The sequence below is a fragment of the Streptomyces sp. NPDC042336 genome (assembly GCF_055581985.1).
Map to the genome: position 1 here is coordinate 1 of NZ_JBVJEA010000051.1, position 18,476 is coordinate 18,476.

Annotated in this window: 15 protein-coding genes and 5 pseudogenes; 8 read left to right on the forward strand and 12 right to left on the reverse strand. The window is 67.9% G+C overall.

What is annotated here, in order from left to right:
• On the reverse strand, positions 1-433 hold a 433-nt coding region (locus ACZ6IM_RS41160; RefSeq protein WP_469564348.1), incomplete at its 3' end, for a helix-turn-helix domain-containing protein.
• 183 nt (positions 434-616) lie between these two features.
• Here ACZ6IM_RS41160 and ACZ6IM_RS41165 point away from each other — a divergent pair.
• Positions 617-931, forward strand: a complete 315-nt coding sequence (locus ACZ6IM_RS41165; protein WP_398918774.1) for a replication initiation protein, RepL2 — start codon at positions 617-619, stop codon at positions 929-931.
• A gap of 270 nt (positions 932-1,201) precedes the next feature.
• Here ACZ6IM_RS41165 and ACZ6IM_RS41170 read toward each other — a convergent pair whose 3' ends face one another.
• Positions 1,202-1,801 (reverse strand): TetR/AcrR family transcriptional regulator, encoded by a 600-nt coding sequence (locus tag ACZ6IM_RS41170; RefSeq protein WP_319218362.1) that lies wholly within the window; start codon positions 1,799-1,801, stop codon positions 1,202-1,204.
• A gap of 84 nt (positions 1,802-1,885) precedes the next feature.
• On the opposite strand from ACZ6IM_RS41170, the gene ACZ6IM_RS41175 reads away from it, so the two are divergent.
• The 4 genes and pseudogenes from ACZ6IM_RS41175 to ACZ6IM_RS41190 all read left to right on the forward strand — a co-directional run.
• A complete protein-coding gene (locus ACZ6IM_RS41175; protein ID WP_319218364.1) occupies positions 1,886-2,455 on the forward strand; it encodes a TetR/AcrR family transcriptional regulator in 570 nt (189 codons plus the stop codon).
• Between the two features lie 142 nt (positions 2,456-2,597).
• Positions 2,598-2,726 (forward strand): hypothetical protein, encoded by a 129-nt coding sequence (locus ACZ6IM_RS41180; RefSeq protein ID WP_319218366.1) that lies wholly within the window; start codon positions 2,598-2,600, stop codon positions 2,724-2,726.
• 139 nt (positions 2,727-2,865) lie between these two features.
• Positions 2,866-3,576, forward strand: a complete 711-nt coding sequence (locus ACZ6IM_RS41185) for a hypothetical protein (protein ID WP_319218370.1) — start codon at positions 2,866-2,868, stop codon at positions 3,574-3,576.
• A gap of 250 nt (positions 3,577-3,826) precedes the next feature.
• A pseudogene (locus ACZ6IM_RS41190) lies at positions 3,827-4,020 on the forward strand (telomere-protecting terminal protein Tpg); the annotation flags it as partial.
• Between the two features lie 229 nt (positions 4,021-4,249).
• On the opposite strand, the pseudogene ACZ6IM_RS41195 reads toward ACZ6IM_RS41190, so the two are convergent.
• From ACZ6IM_RS41195 to ACZ6IM_RS41215, 5 genes and pseudogenes are all read right to left on the reverse strand, one after another.
• Positions 4,250-4,861 (reverse strand): annotated as a pseudogene (locus ACZ6IM_RS41195) (transposase family protein); the annotation flags it as partial.
• Positions 4,862-5,031: 170 nt separating this feature from the next.
• Positions 5,032-5,661 (reverse strand): annotated as a pseudogene (locus tag ACZ6IM_RS41200) (IS5 family transposase); the annotation flags it as partial.
• A gap of 381 nt (positions 5,662-6,042) precedes the next feature.
• Positions 6,043-6,558, reverse strand: coding sequence for a tetratricopeptide repeat protein (locus ACZ6IM_RS41205; RefSeq protein ID WP_319349747.1), 516 nt, complete (start codon positions 6,556-6,558; stop codon positions 6,043-6,045).
• A 1,828-nt stretch (positions 6,559-8,386) separates the two neighbouring features.
• Positions 8,387-9,265 (reverse strand): cyclase family protein, encoded by an 879-nt coding sequence (locus tag ACZ6IM_RS41210; RefSeq protein WP_319217671.1) that lies wholly within the window; start codon positions 9,263-9,265, stop codon positions 8,387-8,389.
• Positions 9,266-9,282: 17 nt separating this feature from the next.
• Positions 9,283-9,906 (reverse strand): hypothetical protein, encoded by a 624-nt coding sequence (locus ACZ6IM_RS41215; RefSeq protein WP_319217673.1) that lies wholly within the window; start codon positions 9,904-9,906, stop codon positions 9,283-9,285.
• Between the two features lie 70 nt (positions 9,907-9,976).
• On the opposite strand from ACZ6IM_RS41215, the gene ACZ6IM_RS41220 reads away from it, so the two are divergent.
• Positions 9,977-10,501, forward strand: coding sequence for an endonuclease domain-containing protein (locus ACZ6IM_RS41220; protein ID WP_398918780.1), 525 nt, complete (start codon positions 9,977-9,979; stop codon positions 10,499-10,501).
• 93 nt (positions 10,502-10,594) lie between these two features.
• On the opposite strand, the pseudogene ACZ6IM_RS41225 reads toward ACZ6IM_RS41220, so the two are convergent.
• From ACZ6IM_RS41225 to ACZ6IM_RS41240, 4 genes and pseudogenes are all read right to left on the reverse strand, one after another.
• Positions 10,595-12,264, reverse strand: a pseudogene (locus ACZ6IM_RS41225) (IS1182 family transposase).
• Positions 12,265-12,400: 136 nt separating this feature from the next.
• Positions 12,401-12,958: a telomere-protecting terminal protein Tpg gene (gene tpg, locus ACZ6IM_RS41230; RefSeq protein ID WP_319217676.1), complete on the reverse strand. Its 558-nt coding sequence runs from the start codon at positions 12,956-12,958 to the stop codon at positions 12,401-12,403.
• 12 nt (positions 12,959-12,970) lie between these two features.
• Positions 12,971-14,399: pseudogene (tap, locus tag ACZ6IM_RS41235) on the reverse strand (telomere-associated protein Tap); the annotation flags it as partial.
• On the reverse strand, positions 14,321-14,731 hold the full coding sequence (locus ACZ6IM_RS41240; RefSeq protein WP_398918789.1) for a hypothetical protein: 411 nt from the start codon (positions 14,729-14,731) through the stop codon (positions 14,321-14,323). The gene ACZ6IM_RS41240 and the pseudogene tap, both read right to left, overlap by 79 nt.
• A gap of 294 nt (positions 14,732-15,025) precedes the next feature.
• Here ACZ6IM_RS41240 and ACZ6IM_RS41245 point away from each other — a divergent pair, with 294 nt between their 5' ends.
• Positions 15,026-16,438 (forward strand): erythromycin esterase family protein, encoded by a 1,413-nt coding sequence (locus tag ACZ6IM_RS41245; protein WP_319217678.1) that lies wholly within the window; start codon positions 15,026-15,028, stop codon positions 16,436-16,438.
• Between the two features lie 270 nt (positions 16,439-16,708).
• Complete coding sequence (locus tag ACZ6IM_RS41250; RefSeq protein ID WP_319217680.1) at positions 16,709-16,942, forward strand: hypothetical protein; 234 nt, start codon at positions 16,709-16,711, stop codon at positions 16,940-16,942.
• A gap of 18 nt (positions 16,943-16,960) precedes the next feature.
• Here ACZ6IM_RS41250 and ACZ6IM_RS41255 read toward each other — a convergent pair whose 3' ends face one another.
• Positions 16,961-18,163: an IS110 family RNA-guided transposase gene (locus tag ACZ6IM_RS41255; RefSeq protein ID WP_398918783.1), complete on the reverse strand. Its 1,203-nt coding sequence runs from the start codon at positions 18,161-18,163 to the stop codon at positions 16,961-16,963.
• Positions 18,164-18,476 lie beyond the last annotated feature (313 nt).

The following is an 18,476-nucleotide window of genomic DNA, read 5'->3' on the forward strand; positions in this document are numbered from 1 at the left end:
CCGGCAGAGCGGGCGAGAGCCATAACAGCCGGCCGCCGGGATCGGTGACAACCTGCACGTTCACGCCGTGGCGCCGGTGTTTGTGGGAGTAGTCGCCCCGGCCGTCACCGACCCGGTCGCACTCGGCGAGGGTGCCGTCGAGCAGGACGAAGTCGGGTTCGTGCTCGCGCAGTGTCTTCAGCAGACCCGGGGCACGCGCGGCGAGCAGGTCGATGACCGCGCTGGTGTAGGCGTGGGCGGTGGACTCGCTGATCCCGAACCCGGCGGCGATCTTCGCCAGAGTGATGTGTTCACGCAGGTACACCAGTGCCACCATCGCGCGCTGGGACGGCCGGAGCTCGCAGCGCCGGTCGCCCTCACGGGTGACGATCAGCATGGTGACCCACTCCACGAGTGCATGCGGCAGGTCGAGTGCGGCAGGATGGATGACCAACGAGGCCCCCGAGCAACGTGATTGAGACGTCAGACACCTCGATCAACAGCCCGGGGGCCTCGCTCGTTGCGCTTGTCGGCCCATCACCCGATCGGTGGCGACCTCGAAGAAGCTCACTGATGGCGAGCAACCTGCCCGACATCCCTAGGTTCAACGAGAAGCTCCTGCGCGGTGGGAGACCCAGTGACCAGCAGCGAGGACAAGCAGCAGAACCTCGAGCTGCTTGAGAAGGCGGTGGGCATGACCACCGCCCAGCGCTCTGTTGTCATGCTGTACGCCCTGCACCCGGATCACCGTTCCGGCGCCGTGCATGAGACAGCCCTTAATCTGGCCAAACGCGTCGGTATGGCACCGCCTGTGTTCTCCCACACCCGCCAACAGATCATCGAAGTCGGCTGGCTCAAGGAGACCAGGAGACTCGGTCACATCAAGTACCTCCGACCTGACCCCAGGTGGATGGGCGAGAACGTGGCTATTCCCCTACGACGCGCAACCTGACGTCCCGCGGACCGCACCTCTTTGACCTGACGTACATGAGGAGCGGTCCGCGGGACATCTCCCCTGCTCTGTGAGCAGTCCGGAGAACCTGCGGGCTGACCAGCTCGGTAGTCGCATCTGCTGAGTCGAGGAGTTGGCTGCCGACGGCCTCGTCATCCAAGCTCGTCGTTCGCAGGCGGAGCGGCAAGCTGCGAGAATCCCGAGCTGCGAGAGCATGCCGGACGTCACTGCGCCGTCCGGCACGGAGCCTGACCAATGACAATGACGCTTTTAGGGGTTCAGCGCCCTGCGCCAGTGGTCTGTGACGTGTGCGCGCAGCCGCTCGGTATCGATGTGGCCGGGGTCGACGAGCTGTTGCATGCCGATGCCGCGTAGCTGTGCGAAGAGGGCGGTCGCCGTTTCGTCGGGTGACACGTCGGGACGGATTGTGCCCTCGGCGATCCCCGTGGTGAGGTCCTCGCGCAGATCCGCACGGAACGCCTCGCTCCGCTCGCGGAAGACGGGGGCCAGGTCGGGCGTCGTGGCGGCCTCGGCCCACAGCAGCAGGAAGACCCGGTTCAGCACGCTCATACGGCCGAGTTCTGCGACGTAGCCGTCGATGAGGCGCAGCAGCCGGTCCAGTCCGGGAGGCAGGCCGTCGAGACCGGGGACGAATCCCGTCTGGGCGGTGAGTGCCAGGCGTTCGACGAGAGCTTTCTTGGATCCGAAGTGATGGGTGACGAGCCCCCGGCTGTATCCGGCCCGTTCGCCCACGCGCGCCATCGTCAGCGCACGCACACCCTGCTCGTCGATCAGTTCGGCAGCGGCTCTGAGCAGCGCGGTTTCGGCCTCCGCGCGGCGCTGGGCCTGAGTGCGTCGGGTGGTTGTCATGGGTCGAATTCTACAACATACTTGCCATCATGTTAACAAGTATATGAGGATGGCTGCTCCAGGACGCGGAACAGGAGGCACCGGATGACGCAACCCGCTCGACGCGCGCCGCGGTCCGACGCCAAGGAAAACCGTGCGCGCATCCTGGCGGCCGCACGCGCGGTTCTCGCCGACAATCCCTCTGCGCCCCTTCAATCGATCGCCAAGACGGCAGGTGTCGGTCAGGGGACTATGTACCGCCACTTCCCTGGCCGGGAGGCCCTCTTGGTCGCAGTCCACCAGGAGGAGGTGAACGCGCTCACCGCCACGGCTGCGGTCCTGCTGGCCGTGCACGAGCCGCTGGAAGCGCTGCGCCTGTGGTTCGAGCACCTCAGCGCTTACGGCCGCACCGGGGACGGGCCGGCCGTGGCTGTCGGGGCAGCCGCACGAGGCGTGGGAGGACGGGAGCGTCGTCAGCCTGCTGTTGACGCGCTGGACCTGCTGCTCAAGGCCGGGAAGGAAGCGCAGCAGGTACGGCCGGACGCCGAGGCGGAGGACGTCCTGCTGCTGGGATCCTGCCTATGGCGAGCCGAGGAGGGGCCGGTGTGGCGCGAACGCCGCCAGCGGATGCTTACTGTCATCATCGACGGCCTGCGCGCCGACCCGCCCCACTGATCTGGGCCTCCGTGCGGGGCGCCAGTCGACCGCGTGGCTATCAGCCGTCCCTGCCCACGTCACCGTTCTGGTTTGTCCCAGCCTCTCGTTTCCCTCGACCTGCCGCAGCCGTCCCCCTTGTGCGGAGGAGGCGCCGACGGAAATGCTCCAGGTCATCCTCGCTGCCCTCACCGACCCACACGACCACACCGACCCCGACTACGTGCTGCTCCAGTCCGCAGCGCCCGACGCCGAGTCCGCCTCCGCCTTCCGCACAGTGGGCGGCCGTTGAGTGAACCTGACGCGGTGTCGTGAGACCGGCCGGTGGTTACAGGACCTGGACATGTGCAGGATCGTTTGAAGATCGAACGGGTCCTAGTGTGAGTGGCGTCAGCAGAAAACACACCGTCTCAGTATCACTGGAGATCATGATGGGTTCGCGTCTCGCCGTTCGTTCCGCTCGTCTCGTCCTGGCCGCGGCGGTTGTCACGGCCCTGGGGGCCACTACGACCGCATGTGAGTCTGGTGACTCGGCGGACGCGTCCGGTTCCTCGTCTCCCGTCGTCTCCTCCGCCGGGGCCGGGAACAGCCCTGCCGCCTCGGCCGACGGACCGTCGACGGGCGACACCACTTCCGCCGACGGCTCCAGCGACAGCTCCGCCGCGTCCGGCGATGGCGATGGCGCCGGCGACAAGGGTGCTGCTGGCAGTGATGGAAAGGCGGGCTACGGGCAGTCCTGCGGTACGAACGACCTGGACTTCACCGTCGACTGGAAGTCCGCGCCCGATGTCGACGGCTACTACCTCGTGACCGCGAAGGCGAAGTCCGGCATCACCTGCTACCTGGACGTCAACACCCCCACCGTGTCCTTCGGCTCCGGCCCGGAGGGCCTTGCCTCGCCGGTCGGGCAGGGAGGCGAGGACCCGATCGAGCTCTCGGGCTCGGCGGTCGCCTACACCGGTATCAACGCCCAGACCACGAGCGGTGACACAGGTCCGCAGTTCGGGACGGTCGTCATCGCGCTGACCGAGGACGACCCCGAGCCGGCCGAGCTCGAGCTTCCCGACACGGCCACCGTGGACAAGCCCATCGTCACCAACTGGTCCACCCAGACCAGCGAAGTGGTCCCCCGCCTCGTCTGAGAACGACCGGACGACGGCCAGCGGTGGGGCAAGTCGTATCGACATCGCCGGGACAGAGCAGACTGACAGCAACGCCCGGTACAGCTGATCCGCCCTGCTCCGAGGTGGCTCTGGAAGTTGTGACCCTGCATGGTGACGCGGCTCTGTGCAGGCCCATCGGCACAAGAACCGAACTCACGCCCCCTCGAAGAAGCAGGGCCGGTGTGTCGATTGCGCAAGGAAGTCCCCGCATGGCACCGTCGGAGACGGCCTGGACGCCGCTGTGCAAAAGGCGTTCACTCGCCCGGCACCCACGATCGCGCGCGGATGCGCTACATGGTCCGGCAGATGAGTGGCACCCGCGCGGTTGGCCAGCTGCTGCGCGTCTCTCAGCGCACTATAGAACGGTACGTGAAGGATCAGATCAAACAGTCCTGCCCGGACCTCGCCGCCCGCCTGGAGCGTTTACCGCGTGCCCCCACACCGCGGCCGCACTCCCGAGGGCAGAATCAACGGCTCAGAGATCTCGCACGGCCCCTCCGGAACAATCCAACCCCACGTACCCCCCATGCCGAACCCGAAGACGCCTCAACGCAAAGGACACGGTCCTACTCGACGAAGCTTCATTGAGCCTCTTTAGCGTTGTCGCTCCAGGGTGAGGACGCGTTTGGCGACCGGTGCCGGTGCCCGGAGTCCGGTTGACGGTCTTCTCGGTAGGGGTGGGGTCCCGCAGGGGCATGCGTGTTTGATGCGCGTGGCCGGCCAGGGGGCACCGCCCTGGTATGCGAGATCGGCCAGGACGGGGACGCACCCTGGCGCTCGCCGGTGCGGATGATCCGGTGGGTGCGGGCGGCGGTCAGGTCGTGGGAGCGGCCCGGCAGCGCGGGCGGGAGCCACCACAGCGGGCTGTCCGGATCGGTGACTACCCGCACGTTCACCCCGTACCGGCGGTGCTTGTGGGAGTAGTCGGCCCGTCCGTCGCCGACCGGTCGCACTCGGCGCGCGTGCCGTCCAGGAGGACGAAGTCGGGATGCTGCTCGCGTAGGACCTTCAGCAGGCCCGGTGCACGATCGGCGAAAAGGTCTATGACCGTGCCGGTGCAGGCGTGGGTGGTGAACTCGCTGATCCCGGACCCGGCAGCAACTTCCGCCGAGGTGGTGTGCTCGCGCAGGCTCATCAGTGCCACTGTCGCGCGCTGGGACGGACAGAGCTTGCAGCGGCGGCCACCCCCACGGGCGACGATGAGCATGGTCACCCACTCCACGAGCGCATGTGGCAGATCGAGTGCGGCAGGATGGATGACCAACGAGGCCCCCAGGCAGCGTGGTTGAGACGTCAGACATCTCGATCAACTGCCCCGGGGCCTCGCTCGTTGCGCTTCACGGACCATCACCCGATCGGTTACCCACTCGGAGAAGCATCAGTGATGCGCGCAGTTGCCGCTGTGCCGGGCGGCGAAGTGGGTAACTGATCGTTTCAGAATGAGGTCCGAAGGCGGCGGAGGCGTATAAGGCTGCAGGCCAGGTCGAGCAACCCCTGGTGGAGGTCGGCGCGGCTTTCGTAGCGGGTGCGGAGCCGTTTGAACTGGTGCAGCCAGGCGAACGCGCACTCGACCACCCAGCGGACCTGGAACAGTCCGGAGCCGTGGGTGATGCCCCGTCGAGCGATCATGGGTTTGATGCCACGTTTTCCACAGCAGGCGGCGGTACTTGTCGAAGTCGTAGCCCCGGTCGGCCTACAGGCACCGGGGTTTGCGGCGAGGGCGTCCCCGAGCTCCCCGAATCGGTGGGACCGCGTCGAGCAGAGGCGGGAGCTGGGTGACGTCATGTCGGTTGCCGCCAGTGAGCGTCACTGCGAGTGGGGTTCCGTGGCGGTCAACGATCAGGTGGTGCTTGGAGCCGGGGCGGGCGCGGTCGACGGGTGAGGGGCCGACGTGGTCCCCGCTTTGAGGGCCCGGACGTGCGATCCGTCCACGGAGCAGTCGTTCAGGTCTAGCAGGTCAGCGCGGCGAAGCTCGGTCAGGAGGGCGGCGTGCAGGCGTGGCCAGACGCCGGCCTCGGTCCAGTCCCGCAGCCGGCGCCAGGCCGTCACGCCGGAACAGCCCACAGTCTCCGCAATCCGTCAGTCCGGACCCGACCGCCGACCCCACAACCCGACCACGACACCCGCAGGTCTGCACCGGCCCCAGCCACCTCAGCGACGGGGTTGAGGAGGCGTGTGCGAGCACCCGGCAAGACCCAGCTGCGGGCTTCCTCTGCGCAGCGGCCGACCGACTGCGCAGCCAAAGGTGAGTGTGCACGCTCGCCCGCACGTGCGAAAGGTTGGTTGGTCGGATCATGGCTGGTCAGTGCCCATGCTGCGGTTTCGTAGCGGGTGGTGGCCTGCCTGGTCGGGGTGTGGGAACGCATCTTCGTCGGCCCGACCATGGGTCCGACCAGGGCTGGCTGGGAGGCCCCAGATCGGGGGTCGCCAGACTTGGCCGGGCCGTCATTGTTCCGCCTGCTCGAGTTCCCAGGCGTGGTTGGGGCGGGTGGGCAGGGTGTTGGGGTGGTCGGGTTTCAGGAAACGCGCGCGGTCGGCTGCCAGCTCGGCGTACAGGCGTGCCGCCTCCATATGCTCCCCCGCCTGTCCAAGCTCCCAGGCGTGCTCCTGGCGAGTGAGCAGCGTGTCGGGGTGGTCGGCACCCAGGAAGCGCGCGCGGTCGGCTGCCAGCTCGGCGAGAAGGCGTGCCGCCTCCGTGTGCTCCCCCGCCTGACCGAGGTAGAGGGCGTGGGCGTGGCGGGTGACCAGCGTGTCGACATGGTCTGCGCCGTTCACGCGGGCCCTGTCCGCGGCCAGCTTGCTGTAGAGGCGTGCTGCCTCTGCATGTTCCCCCGCCTGTCCGAGTTCCCAGGCGTGCTCCTGGCGAGTGAGCAGCGTGTCGGGGTGGTCGGGGCCCAGGATGCGTGCCAGGTCCAGAACGAGGCCGGCCAGCTGGCGCGCGGCCCCCACATGCTCACTCATCCGCACCCGATCCCCAGCCGCCAGCGGCTCCATAGCGCCCCTCCTCTTAAGAACGACACGCCCCAACAACCAGTTCGTGACCTAGCCAATTACCAAAACTCGACTGCTCAGTTCGGAACAGACACTGCTGGGGGATGACGGTTAGCCCGACTTCCTGCTGTGCACAGCCGTGCTCCCATGCCGACTGTGCAGAACCCAGCCCACCGGTCTGCAGCGGCTGCGAACTAAGCACGCCGAGGCGTCGGGAGCGACGAGTGTGCAGCTCCTCTGCGTTCCCTAGGGCCTGTGGCCGGGCCGACCATGGCAAGCCGGTGTGCGGATCCTGGACACTTTCCTGCCCCGCCCTCGAGCCGACCGCGATCCCGTCCCCCACACCCTAAAATGGTCGGCCTGGCGAAGGCACCGCCAGGGCGGCCTTCTCGGACTCGCCGTCGTGCTGTGCTGCTACAAGCGACTCAACCGACTCAGCAACGTAGGACACGACTTTCAGGTGGGTGCACCACCCTCCTCAGAGGTCCGCCTGATCGGCTTTACGCATGCGGATGGCCTGTGCGACCGAGGAATGAGCGGCGGCATAGGCCGTGCGCCCGGCCTACCGAGGAGAGGTCAGACTGGCCGCGGCGAATACCCCGGGTACGAACAGGAGCACGGGCAATTCGCGCGAGCGCTCATCGCCGGCGCTCGTTCGGCGACCCGTATCGTGGACCTACACCGAGAAACTATGTAGGTCCACGATACCGGGACCGGTCAGCGCCGCGGGCCGCGTGCCTGTGACGAGTCCGCAGAGCGATGGGCCTTGAGGTGTTCAGGTATGACGGCTTGCAGCCCTTCCCTCAAGGCGGGCACCTGACTGATGGACGGCAGGCGAAACACAGACGGCGAAACGGAGGCCACTGCTGCGAAGGACTGCGATCCGAGGGACGCCTCCCCCACCCCTGGTGCCGACATGAAAGACCCTTCCGCGAACGTCCCCGGCACCCCGGACCCCGCAGTAGCCTTCGCCCGTCGCGTCTCATGGCCCTTCTTGGCGGCTGCACTGCGCGCCTCCGCCCCCATCGTCTTCTTGGCCTGCTTGGCGGCATCACTGCGCGCCTTCGCCCCCCGCGCCTGCTGGCTTTCCTTTATCTTGGCCCGCGTCTCGTCGGTGTGCTTCCAACCTGCCGGCATGACTGCTTCCTCTCCGGGATCCACAACGGAGGGCGAACGCCCCCACACGTCCCCATCAACGGCCGCCACGCCCAAACAGATCACTCTGACACCCGGCCCACCTCGCCCGCCCGAAGGAGCAGACAGAGCGGACCCGCCCGAAGCCGACCAAGATTAAATTTCCAGGGCAGGGTCCAATCTGAAACAGGCGCCGCTCACCCTGCATGCCCTTATGAACCGTGCGAGGGGGGCTCCGGGCAGTATCAGTCTCCGGGGCGAAGATGCCGCACGGGTGATGCATCACAAATGTCGACCGTCTAGCATCTGGGTATGTACAGCGACATTTTGACCCCTTTCATCTCGTGATACTTTCATTGCCGATTTCGCACGGAAGTCGGCCCAAAAGAGTACCCAATAATGGCCGTGAAACTTCTTGAACACCAGATGGAGACCCTAGCCGCTGTCGCGCACAGCCTCGATAGCTGATCAGGCGGTGAGGCGTCCTTGCTCTGCATCATCGAAGGATGCACGTGGAGGCTGGTGCGGTAACTGTCGAGGGCCTCGTGATATCGGTGTGCCGATACTGCGATGTCGCGACGACCTGCCTGAGGGGGCATCGAGACCCGCCCGGCCGCTGGGCAGGAGCGCCCGAGGATTGCAAAGGGCGCTGATGATCGCTCGGTCAGAACATGGCGATGGGGTTGACTGGTACGCCGGTCAGGCCGTGGATACGGGGCGGGGCGATCGTGAGCAGGAAGCTATAGCGCTTCAGCCGCGCGCACAACGCGGCGAGGTCATCTAGTTGAGGCACGTCGATCAGAGGCATCGCCATTCGGCCGAGTGCTACCCCGTGCAGCGGGGAGGGTTCGTCCGGGTTCAGGGGAGGATGCGCGTCACCCCTGTCCGGGGCGACGATGGCGATCTGTCGGTGGTGCATCCATCGCACCGCATCCATGCTGATTCCAGGGCTCGGTGTGTCTTGGGGCCCGCGGCCCGTCCAGCCAAGTCGGATCACGAGTGCGTCACCAGAGCCCACCTCAACTTTCTGACGTTTCTCGGCCTGTTCGAAGTCATGTGACGTCACCGCATAGCCGGGGGGAAGAGGCCCTTCGATAGCCAAATCGAGCAGGACCCCACGTGTCACTATTCCGGCGGCAAAAGCAGCCGTCGACGCGTGCATGATGCCGACGGGGGTGACGACCTGTTCCCTCGGGCGGCCCGGATAGACCTGGCCGCCGGTCGACCAGTGTGCGAGCGCGTCGAGGTGCGTAGACTTCCAGTGGTGGTTGTAGACCACTGCAAGATCGGCTGCCACTGGTCCACCGGTGTGGGAAACCATCTGCTGCACAGGTGATGCCTCGACCGTCTCGGGCGAAAACGGACTGACGAACATCGCGCTCGGCGTGATCGGCTGTGCCAATGACACCCACTGGCCGGTCCGCGCCTCCGCAGCGGCCCTCGTGCGTACTTCGTCGGTGATCAGGTTGAGGGTCCCGATTTCGTCGTCTGCTCCCCATCGGCCCCAGTTGTCCGGCAGGTCCATCTCGCTCGTATCGGCCATGCTGATGGCCCCTTTCGTCATGATGCGCTCAGACCGCAATGGGCCCGTGCAATGCTGCGTCGTTGTGGTGGACGTGCGGCCTCAGGGTAACGGGAGAGCAAGGCGCCGGTGAGTCGGCCGGTCTCAGCAAAGGGGCGGGACATGCCGAAGTCCATGACGGCCTGCTTGTACTCGCGGGACGTGCGCGGCCGGGTGGCCAGGCTTCCGGCCGCCTCCACCACCTTCTCGCGGTGCTCGTCGCGCTCCTCAAGTGCTTGTACGAAGTGGCGGATGTTGAGGCGGAGGGCCTCGCGCCGGAGTTCGGGGAGCAGTCCGGAGCGTACGTTCCAGCCGTGGCTGGCGGTCCTGGCTAGCTTCTTCCACTCCGTGGCGATGGTGTCGAGGCCGACGAGCGGGGCGCCGCCCGCGGCTAGCAGGTGCGCTTCGAGAGCCTGGACGCGTCCCGTCAGCCGCTTGAAGGCCTGCTCGGTGGCCCGGATGTCGCCGCCTACGTCGTCGTCCAGCTCGGTCAGCTCGTTGCGGACGGTGCTGAGGTCGTCCTCAAGGCTGCGGGCGGGAGGGCGAGTTGGTCGACCGGGTCGGCTGTGCCGCTGCGGAGCCCAGGGGCCGAACTGGGGTGGCTGGAGGAGGAACGCCCGCACGGGGTACGTCACTATGTGCCCGCCGTGTGCCGGGGAGTCCAGCTAGCTGTACACCGGCCACCTGCGGGGCGTGCTGCACGACGCTCACCGCCGACGCGGCGCCCGGGCAGACCACTACTTGTGCTGGCTGTGCCAGCAGAGCCCGGCCGCGGCGTGGGATCACTGCCACGAGCACCGCTACTTCCGCGGGCCGCTGTGCGGCAGTTGCAACACCCGCGAAGGAACAGGCATGCCCTACCTCTCCTCCGCTTCGAAGGTGCGGCGCTGCATCTCCTGGCATGCCGCGGATGCCTCGATCAACGGGCCTTGCCGCGCCGGTTCCACACCGCCGTCGTCCGCGCGCACCTGGAAAACCGAGGGGCACGGGCGCCGCCCGCACAAGCTACGCCCGCGAGGTGGCACACGCCCACGGGTTGCGCCGATTCGAGCTGGAGTGCAGCGGATGGCACGCCAGCTGGCGGACGAAGGACGTGACGGCGCCCGAGACGGCCGCGCTCGTGCAGCCGGCCTTCGTCGACGCGACCCTCGCCGCACCGGAAGGTGGACCTTCTCCCGGCTCGGCCGCGGAGTGACCGGCGTCCGGCGGCGTCGTTGAACACGGCATCGCTTGCATGCACATCCGACCCCTGCGGATACGCGAGCGAGCCCCGGGCCGATGCGGGATGCCGTTGGCGAATGCGGGGTCTGATCACTTCGCCGCGCCGGGTTGCTGCCCGGCGGGGCGAAGTGCTGCCGGGTGGGAGACGCGGGTGCGGGCTCTGGGCCTGTTGCTGGTCCATGCGTCGAGCCGGGCGATGTTGATCGCTGCGGCAGTGAGCTGGTGCTGAGGCGGGTTCTGACGAGTCCGTGGTAGCGGGCCTGCCGCATGCCGGCGGTGTGGACAGCGTGGGAGATGGTGCCCTCGATGCCGTTGCGGGCTGCGTAGCGTTCCCTGCATTCCGGTGTGCCGTAGTCGGCACGGGCCAGCTGAATCGCCTCATGTTCGGGTCGGGGCCGCAGCGTGATGGAGCGATGGGCCGTGCGGGTTGAACTGATGCATTGGGGGCGGCTTGTGCAGGAGCGGCAGTCGGTGGTCGAGAACTCGATCCGGACGACTGGGGTTTCACGGTGGGACATCGTGTCGGCCCACTGACCTGAGGTTTTGCCGGTCGGGCAGGTCGCGATCCTGTTGTCCCAGTCCACGGTGAAGGCGCTCTGACTGTAGGGGCCAGCGGCCTGGCTGGTGGTTTTGCCGCTGTGGAGTGGCCCGGTCAAGGTGACTCCGTGTTCGCGGGCTGCGGTGACGATGCGGGTGCCGTCGATGTAACCGGCGTCGAGCAGGTGCTCTTTGGGCAGCAGGTCACGGGCGGTGAAAGCGTCGGGGACGGTGTTCGTGGCGGTGATGTCCTGGACGGTGGCGTCGAAGGTCAGCATGTTCGTGATCATGTTGGGTGAATCCGCGTCGCAGGTCTCGGTCAGATGGACCTTGAAGCCGTCCCACTTGATGTCGCGCTTCACGCCCACGCGGGCATCGGTGTCATATGGGTTGACCAGGCGCAGGGCGTCCGGCGGGCACTCTTCTGGGTCCCGCCATCACACCTCGCCGTCCTCGTCGAGCAGGTACTGCTGCACTCATGCCTGGCGCAGGATCTGGATGGTGGGCAGGTCACGCAGCCAGCTGGGGGCGTCTGGTGCGTGCACGTCGGTCAGCAGACGCATGCCGTCGCGGCGGCCTGCTCGGCGAGCCCAGTCCGCTTGGTCTTGCCGGACGGCAGCCAATAGTCCTGGCCGGGTGGCATACCGGTCGAACCATGCCGGATCGGCGTGTGCGGACAGCCAGTCGGGGGTTGCGGCGGCGAGTGCGTTGAGCGCGGCCCGCAGAGTCTCGATGACGAACTCCAGGCGGTTCATCGACCGGATCGCAGCCAGCACATGGGTGGAATCGGTGCGGGCCCGGCCCGGCGCCTTCAGCATTCCGGCCAGCCGGGCGGCTTCCAGGACCCGGTCGAAGATCTGCTGTCCCGCGTCCGCTTCGATCAGCCGGGTAGGGAACTCGCTGAGCACGGAGTAGTCGAAGCTGGGATCGGTCAGTTCCAGGCCCAGGGCGTACTTCCAGTCGATCCGGGCCCGCACCGCCAGAGCGGCCTGTCGGTCGGGCAGCCCCTCAGCGAACTGGAACACCGACACCAGCGCCAGACGGCCCGGCGACCACGCCGGCTTGCCCCGAGCCGGAAACAGAGCCGCGCACTGCTCGTCCTTGAACAGCGCCCCCAGGTCGTCCCGCAGCCGGATCGCCAGACTGCCCTTCGGGAACGCCGCCCGGGCCACCCGCACCGTCTCCGCGGGGATCTCCCCATCCTCGATCGGACGCATCGACATCGACACCCACCCCAAAGGACAACGTCGGTCTTCAAGACCACAACTGGGCCTTGAAGACCGACGTCACGCGGGCCCCTAATTCGCCAACGGCATCCCGATGCGGTCCGGGGCTCGCGGGCTGTTCGGGGCGTTGCTGCTACAGGTCGAACTCGAGGTGTTCGATGTCCGTGAACCGGACCTCCTCCAAGCTGCCGGCGCGGCGGCCGCCGTCCTGGAAGTACACCTCCTTGAGCGCTTCGGCCGCGATTTCCTGGAGGCGGGCATCGCTGGCGCCCTGCTCTTGGGCGTCGAAGAGGCGGGCCGCATGGTGGGGCGGCAGGGCGATGGTCAGGTGCCGGATGCGGTCCTGGTCCGTCGACCCGATCGGTGCGGTGTAGCCCATGCGTGCGCGGGTGTCGATGACGATGCCGCCCGTGCTGGCCGCCTTCTCCTTGGCCTTGGCGCGGATCTGCGGCTGCCACCGTTTCTTCACCTCGCGCTCCAGGCGCGCGGCGAGTGCCGGGCGGGGCTTTTTGATCTGGTCCTTCACGTACCGCTCGACGGTGCGCTGGGAGACTCCCAGCATCTGGGCGACCGCTTTCGTGCCCTTGAGCTGCTTGACCAGGTACCGCATCTGCGCACCCGCACTCTTGGGAGCTGGGCGGGTGAACGCCTTCTGCACCGCCGCCTCCAGGCCGTCCTCGAACAGGCTCATCGTGGTCTACTCCTACTTTCCGTTGTCGACGTCGGTGACGGTGCCGTCCTTGAAGCCGCCGGGCAGCAGCTTGCCCTCCCGGTAGGGCAGGAAGTCCAGCGGCGAGGGCCCGCCTGCGGCGTAGACGACGCAGTCCGACAGGATCGCGATCGGGTACTGCCCCGTGAACGCTGCGTGCTTGACGATCTTGCGGTGCAGGTTGATCCGGGTGCCGGAGATGACCGCCGCCCGGATATCGGGCCGCCATGTCGGGCGGGACAGGGCGCGCCACGGCTCGCCGGGCCTCCAGCCCTCGCCGCCGCTCGCGCAGCTTGCCCAGGCCGCCCTTCACCGTAGCCTTGACTGCCGAGACGACGATGGCCAACTCCGGGTGGCTGGCTTTGTACCGTCCATTTCCGCGAGGAAATCCTCGAGCGGCAGGTCGACGTTGAGGCCGAGGTCAGCCATCGTGGCGAGGCAGGCGTCGCGCAGCCGCTGGTACCAGCCGTCCAGGTAACGGCCGTTCTCGTAGCACACTCACGCCTCCAGCGGGCGCACCTCGTAGCCCAGCTCGACCGCGTAAGCGACGGTGGGCGGCGCGTACCAGGCCGGGCCGGTCGGGCGCTCACCCTTCGGCGTGAACGGGGAGAGCAGCAGGCTGCCGTCCACCTCCAACCCCCTGTCCTTGCCGGCCTTCACCTTCGACAGGTCGACGTAACTGAGGTCGACCAGCCAGGAGCCGGGCAGCTTCGAGTCGAACACCGGGGCCTTGACGAGTGTTGCCTACCGAGGCCGACGTTCAGTCCGTTGGCGCCGGCGGCGAAGGCCATGTTGACGTCACTGCCGACCAGGTGCCGCAGGGTGCCCTCCCCATCGGTCATCGGCCGTGCCCAGTCGTACGCCTCCTCGAACAGCTTCTCCGCCGGTCCGCGCACGTGGAACCGCAGGAGGTTCTTGAGGACGGGGTGCCCGCCGGGGACCTCGCACGGCGGCCAGTTCATCGGGTCGATGGCGTCCTTGCCCAGCGGGCCGGGGTTGTGCTCGGAGTGCCGCTTTCCGTCGGTGTCCGGCTCGGAGGCCCGCGTCGGCGGGTGCAGCGCGATCATCAGCTCCAGGCCGGTGACGGCCGTGGAGCCGCGCGGCGTCGTCACCCGGGACGCGTACGCGCCCAGGACGCGGGCGAGCTACGCTGGCGGGAGCTGCCCGGCCTCGCCCCAGTGTCGGGTGTCCAGCGCGTGCCACGACGGGATGCACAGCTGCACGCAGGCCCGCTCCGAACCGGTCGCGGGCCGGCAGATCCGCGCCCACGGCCCGAAGCCCCTCTTCGTCAGCTTCTGCTCCGCGCGAGCTGCTTGATGACCTTGTGGCCCTTCGGGATCCGCCCTACGTGCTTCTCGTCCTCCGTGAGCGTGACAGGCAGGCCGTAACGCTCCAGGGCGGCCTCGGTGAGGACGACCAGAGGAAGACTTCCAGGAACTGGACGGTCTGTCCGAAGGTGCGACGGAGGGGTGTGAGCGGGTTGTTCTCGGGCGTCAGGCCGAGTGAGGGCAGATGGTGCTGGCCGGGATGGAGGGTGGGCCACGTGGTGAGCTGGCGGTGCAGCCAGGAACCGATTGTCACCCCGGCCAGCAGGGTGTTGCGGGTGAGCGTTGACGGGTAGGCGCCGTCGGTGAGATGGGTGCCTAGCAGGTGGTATTTGCGGTGCCGGTCTGCGCCGCGGGGCAGGTGCCAGTCGGGAGCGAGGGCGGTCAGGGCATCGACGCGAGCGCTCGTGGCTGCGAGGTGGTCGTGCATGCGCAGATGGTCGAGCAGCTGTGTGCGGGACGCCGGCGCCGACGAGTTGGCGCACCGAGGTCTGACCGGCTGGGCCCGCTCCTCGACCCGGACGACCCCCGCGCCCTCCCGCACCGGAACGACCTGGGTGTGCGCACCACACGCACGGTCTGGGCGGCACGCCGCACCGCCTGATGCCGGAGCGGTGGCGCGCGTCCCGAGGGCTTTTCCCCTGCTCGGGTAGTGCCTGCGGTACTCGGAGGTGGGCAGCACACGGGTTGGTGAACGAGGGTGCCCGGGCGGGAGTCTGCGGCCATGACACGACGCACGGCGATACTCCTTCCCTCGGTCCTTCTCACCCTCGCCACCCCGGCCGCGGCAACCCCTGTCATGGCTGATGTCATGGCCCAGCGGCCGACGCGGGTCGTGGCGGGCACCGCCGACTCCGGCACGTTCAGCAGGTCCGGCAGGTCCACGGACCAGGTGGTGCGCGGCATCGAGCGCAGCGCCCACGTACTGCGGACCACCGACCCCGGATGCAGACTGCGGGACCTCGACGTGCTGGACCCGATGGTGGGGAACGCCCAGGTGGTGGGCCTCGGCGAAGCCACCCACGGCTCGCGAGAGTTCTTCCGCATGAAGCAGCGGGTACTGCGTCACCTGGTCGCGCGGAAGGGGTTCCGCGCCTTCGCCCTGGAACTGCCCTGGAGCAGCGGACTACGCCTCGACGACTACGTGGTGCACGGCAAGGGCGACCTGGAGGACATCGCGCACGACGAGTTCCAGGGCTCGTACGACATCTGGAACAACCAGGACTACCGCGACCTCATCACGTGGATGCGGAATTACAACGTGCGTCACCCGCACGACCCGGTGCACTTCGTGGGCACCGACATGGGGTACGCCGGGCCGGAACTGTACGACCGGATCACCGACTACGTGTTCCGCGCCCACCCGAAACTGCGGGACCGGGTTGCTGCGCTCTACGAGGGCCTCAGGCCCACCACCGACGCCGCGACCTACAGCGCGAAGTACTCCGCCTTGTCACTGGCCGAGCGCAAGGACCGCGCGGAGCGCACCGGGAAGGTGCTCGGCCTGCTGGAGAAGGCCCGCCCGGGGCGCGGTGCCGACGCCCACGCACAGCTCTGGGCGGTGCAGAACGCCAGAGCCGTGCACCAGATGGCCGAGGGCCTCTCCTTCGACGTCGAGGACGACGTCCAGGTCGCGCAGATGATGAAGTACCGCGACCGCACGATGGCCGCGAATACGCTGTGGTGGAACAGGAACACCGGTGACCGGATGCTGCTGTCGGCGCACAACACCCATGTGTCCTACGACTCGTTCGACCTGCGCTACCCCAAGACCGAGGGCGCGTTCCTGCGCGACGTGCTGGGCGGGAAGTACGTCAGCATCGGATTCAGCTTCTACGAGGGCAGCTTCAAGGCGTTCGGCACGGACGACGGAGTGATGCGGACGCGCACGATCGAGGGAGCGCGGCCGGGTTCGAACGAGTACACGCTGGACGAGGCACGGCAGCGCGACTACATCCTCGACATGCGCACCGCCCCACCCGCCGTGCGGGCCTGGTTGGACCAGCGGCGCACCACCTACAATGTCGGTGCGGGCTGGCCCGACACCTACGAGTACGACATGGCGCTCGGTGAGGCGCACGACGTCCTCATCCATCTCCACGAGATCCAGGCCACCACGTATCTCGGCGCATCCTGACCCACGGCGGGCCGACCCAGCCGCGCACGGGTCCGTCACCGTCGGCGGGGCTCGTCGCCTGCCTCGTCCAGCCTCGTGTGCGGCAGCCCGGGACCGCGCCGGCCGATCTGCGGGTCCCGCACGTGCGCTGGCAGGGCGCCACCGTGAGCGAGGTCGCCGCGCCGGATGTTGATCGTGTGGACGTCGGGGGGGGTGCCCCTATGTGTTTGGTCAAGGTCCGAGGCCAGTAGGTTCGTGCGGTCGAGGGCGGGCTGAGCCGTAGGGGTGTGCATGAGTGATGGTCAGGTCACGATCAAGCTCACGAGTGACGAGGCACTGGTGCTATCGCACTGGCTGGAGAAGCTCCAGATGACGGACCTCAGTCGCGTTGTCGACGATCGGGCGGTCTGGGCGCCGATCCATCGGATCGCCGGGACGCTCGACAAGGCGCTTCCCGAGCTGTTCGCGCCTGACTATGACCAGCGGCTTGAGGCCGCTCGTCAGAGGCTGCGGCCGGAGGACTGACCGAGCGGTCCGGATTCCTCACCTGGCCGCAGCCGGTTGGGGTTCGTAGAAGGTTCCGTCGCGGAGCATCGCGAACAGCACGTCCGCTCGGCGTCTGGCGAGGCAGAGCAGGGCCTGGGTGTGGTGCTTGCCCTGGGCGATCTTCTTGTCGTAGTAGGCCCGAGACGCGGGGTCGCCCAGGGCGGCGAACGCGGAGAGGAAGAAAGCCCGTTTGAGCTGCTTGTTTCCTCTCCTGGATGGCTGTTCGCCGCGGATCGAGGAGCCCGAGCTGCGGGTCGCCGGGGCGAGCCCGGCGTAGGCGGCGAGGTGGCCGGCGGTCGGGAAGGTGCTGCCGTCGCCGACCTCGATCAGGATGCGGGCTCCGGTCCTGACGCCGACTCCCGGCATTGACGTCAGGACCTTTGAAAGAGGGTGGTCCTCCAGGAGTTCCTCGATCCGTCCGGCCAGCAGCTTGCGCTGGTCAAGCACAGTGGACAGCGACCCGGCCAGGCTCGGGACGATCAGCGCGGCCGCCTCGGTCCCCGGAACGGTGACGGTCTGCTCGTCCAACGCGGCGAAGATCTCCTCGACCAGCCGCTCGGCCATCCTCGGCGCCTTCGGCCGTAGCAGCGTGACCAGCCGCCGACGGCCCGCCTTGCGTATCTGTGCCGGCGACCCGAACCGTTCCAGCAGCGTGAGGACGGCCGGGTGCTGCAACCGCGGCCCCAGGACTCGCTCCAGCGACGGATGGATCTGCGTCAGCAGGCCGTGCAGCCGGTTGGCGACCCTGGTTGCCTCGCCGGCCAGGTCGTCGTCGAACCCGACGATCATCTCCAGCTCGGCGATCGTCTCGTCCCCGCCGTCGATCGCCCGCAGCGTGTGCGGCATCGCGCGGGCAGCGTCCGCAATGATGAACGCGTCCCTCGCGTCCGTCTTCGCCTCGCCCGGGTAGAGGTCGGCGATCCGCCGCATCGTCAGCCCGGGCAGGTAGGCGACCGGGCAGCCCATGTCACGTGCGACCGCCAGCGGCAGGGCGCCGATGGAGGCCGGCTGATCGACCACGACCAGCACCGTCCCGTGCTTGGCCTTCAGCTTGGCGAACAGCTCGCGGAGCTTGGGTTCGGTGTTGGGCAGCCGCTTGTCGAACGCCTTCTTGCCGGCCGGGGTGACGGCGGTGGCGTGGTGTTCGCCCTTGCCGACGTCCAGGCCGAGGAAGACGTCGATGTCGCCGGTGTCGATCACGTGCAGGCCCCTCCATCACGCTTTCGTCCGGCCTTGCCTGGGCACCGAGCTGCCACATCCACGTTACGGAGAGCTCTTCCGACCTCGGGTGAAGCCGGTGCTCAAGCCCCTCATCAGCGGTCCGTCGATGCCTCCGGGACCGGTGACACCACCCCCCGGATCATCAACAACAAGGGGGGGAGTCATGCCGGACCCGAAGGCCGGAGGCCCCATTGCGAGGCCACGAAAAAGGTAACTGTGATAGTCGACCTGCGGCCCGGGATGGGTTGCTGCCAGGCTGGCGTCGACGTTCCGGTATGACCCACAAGGTAAT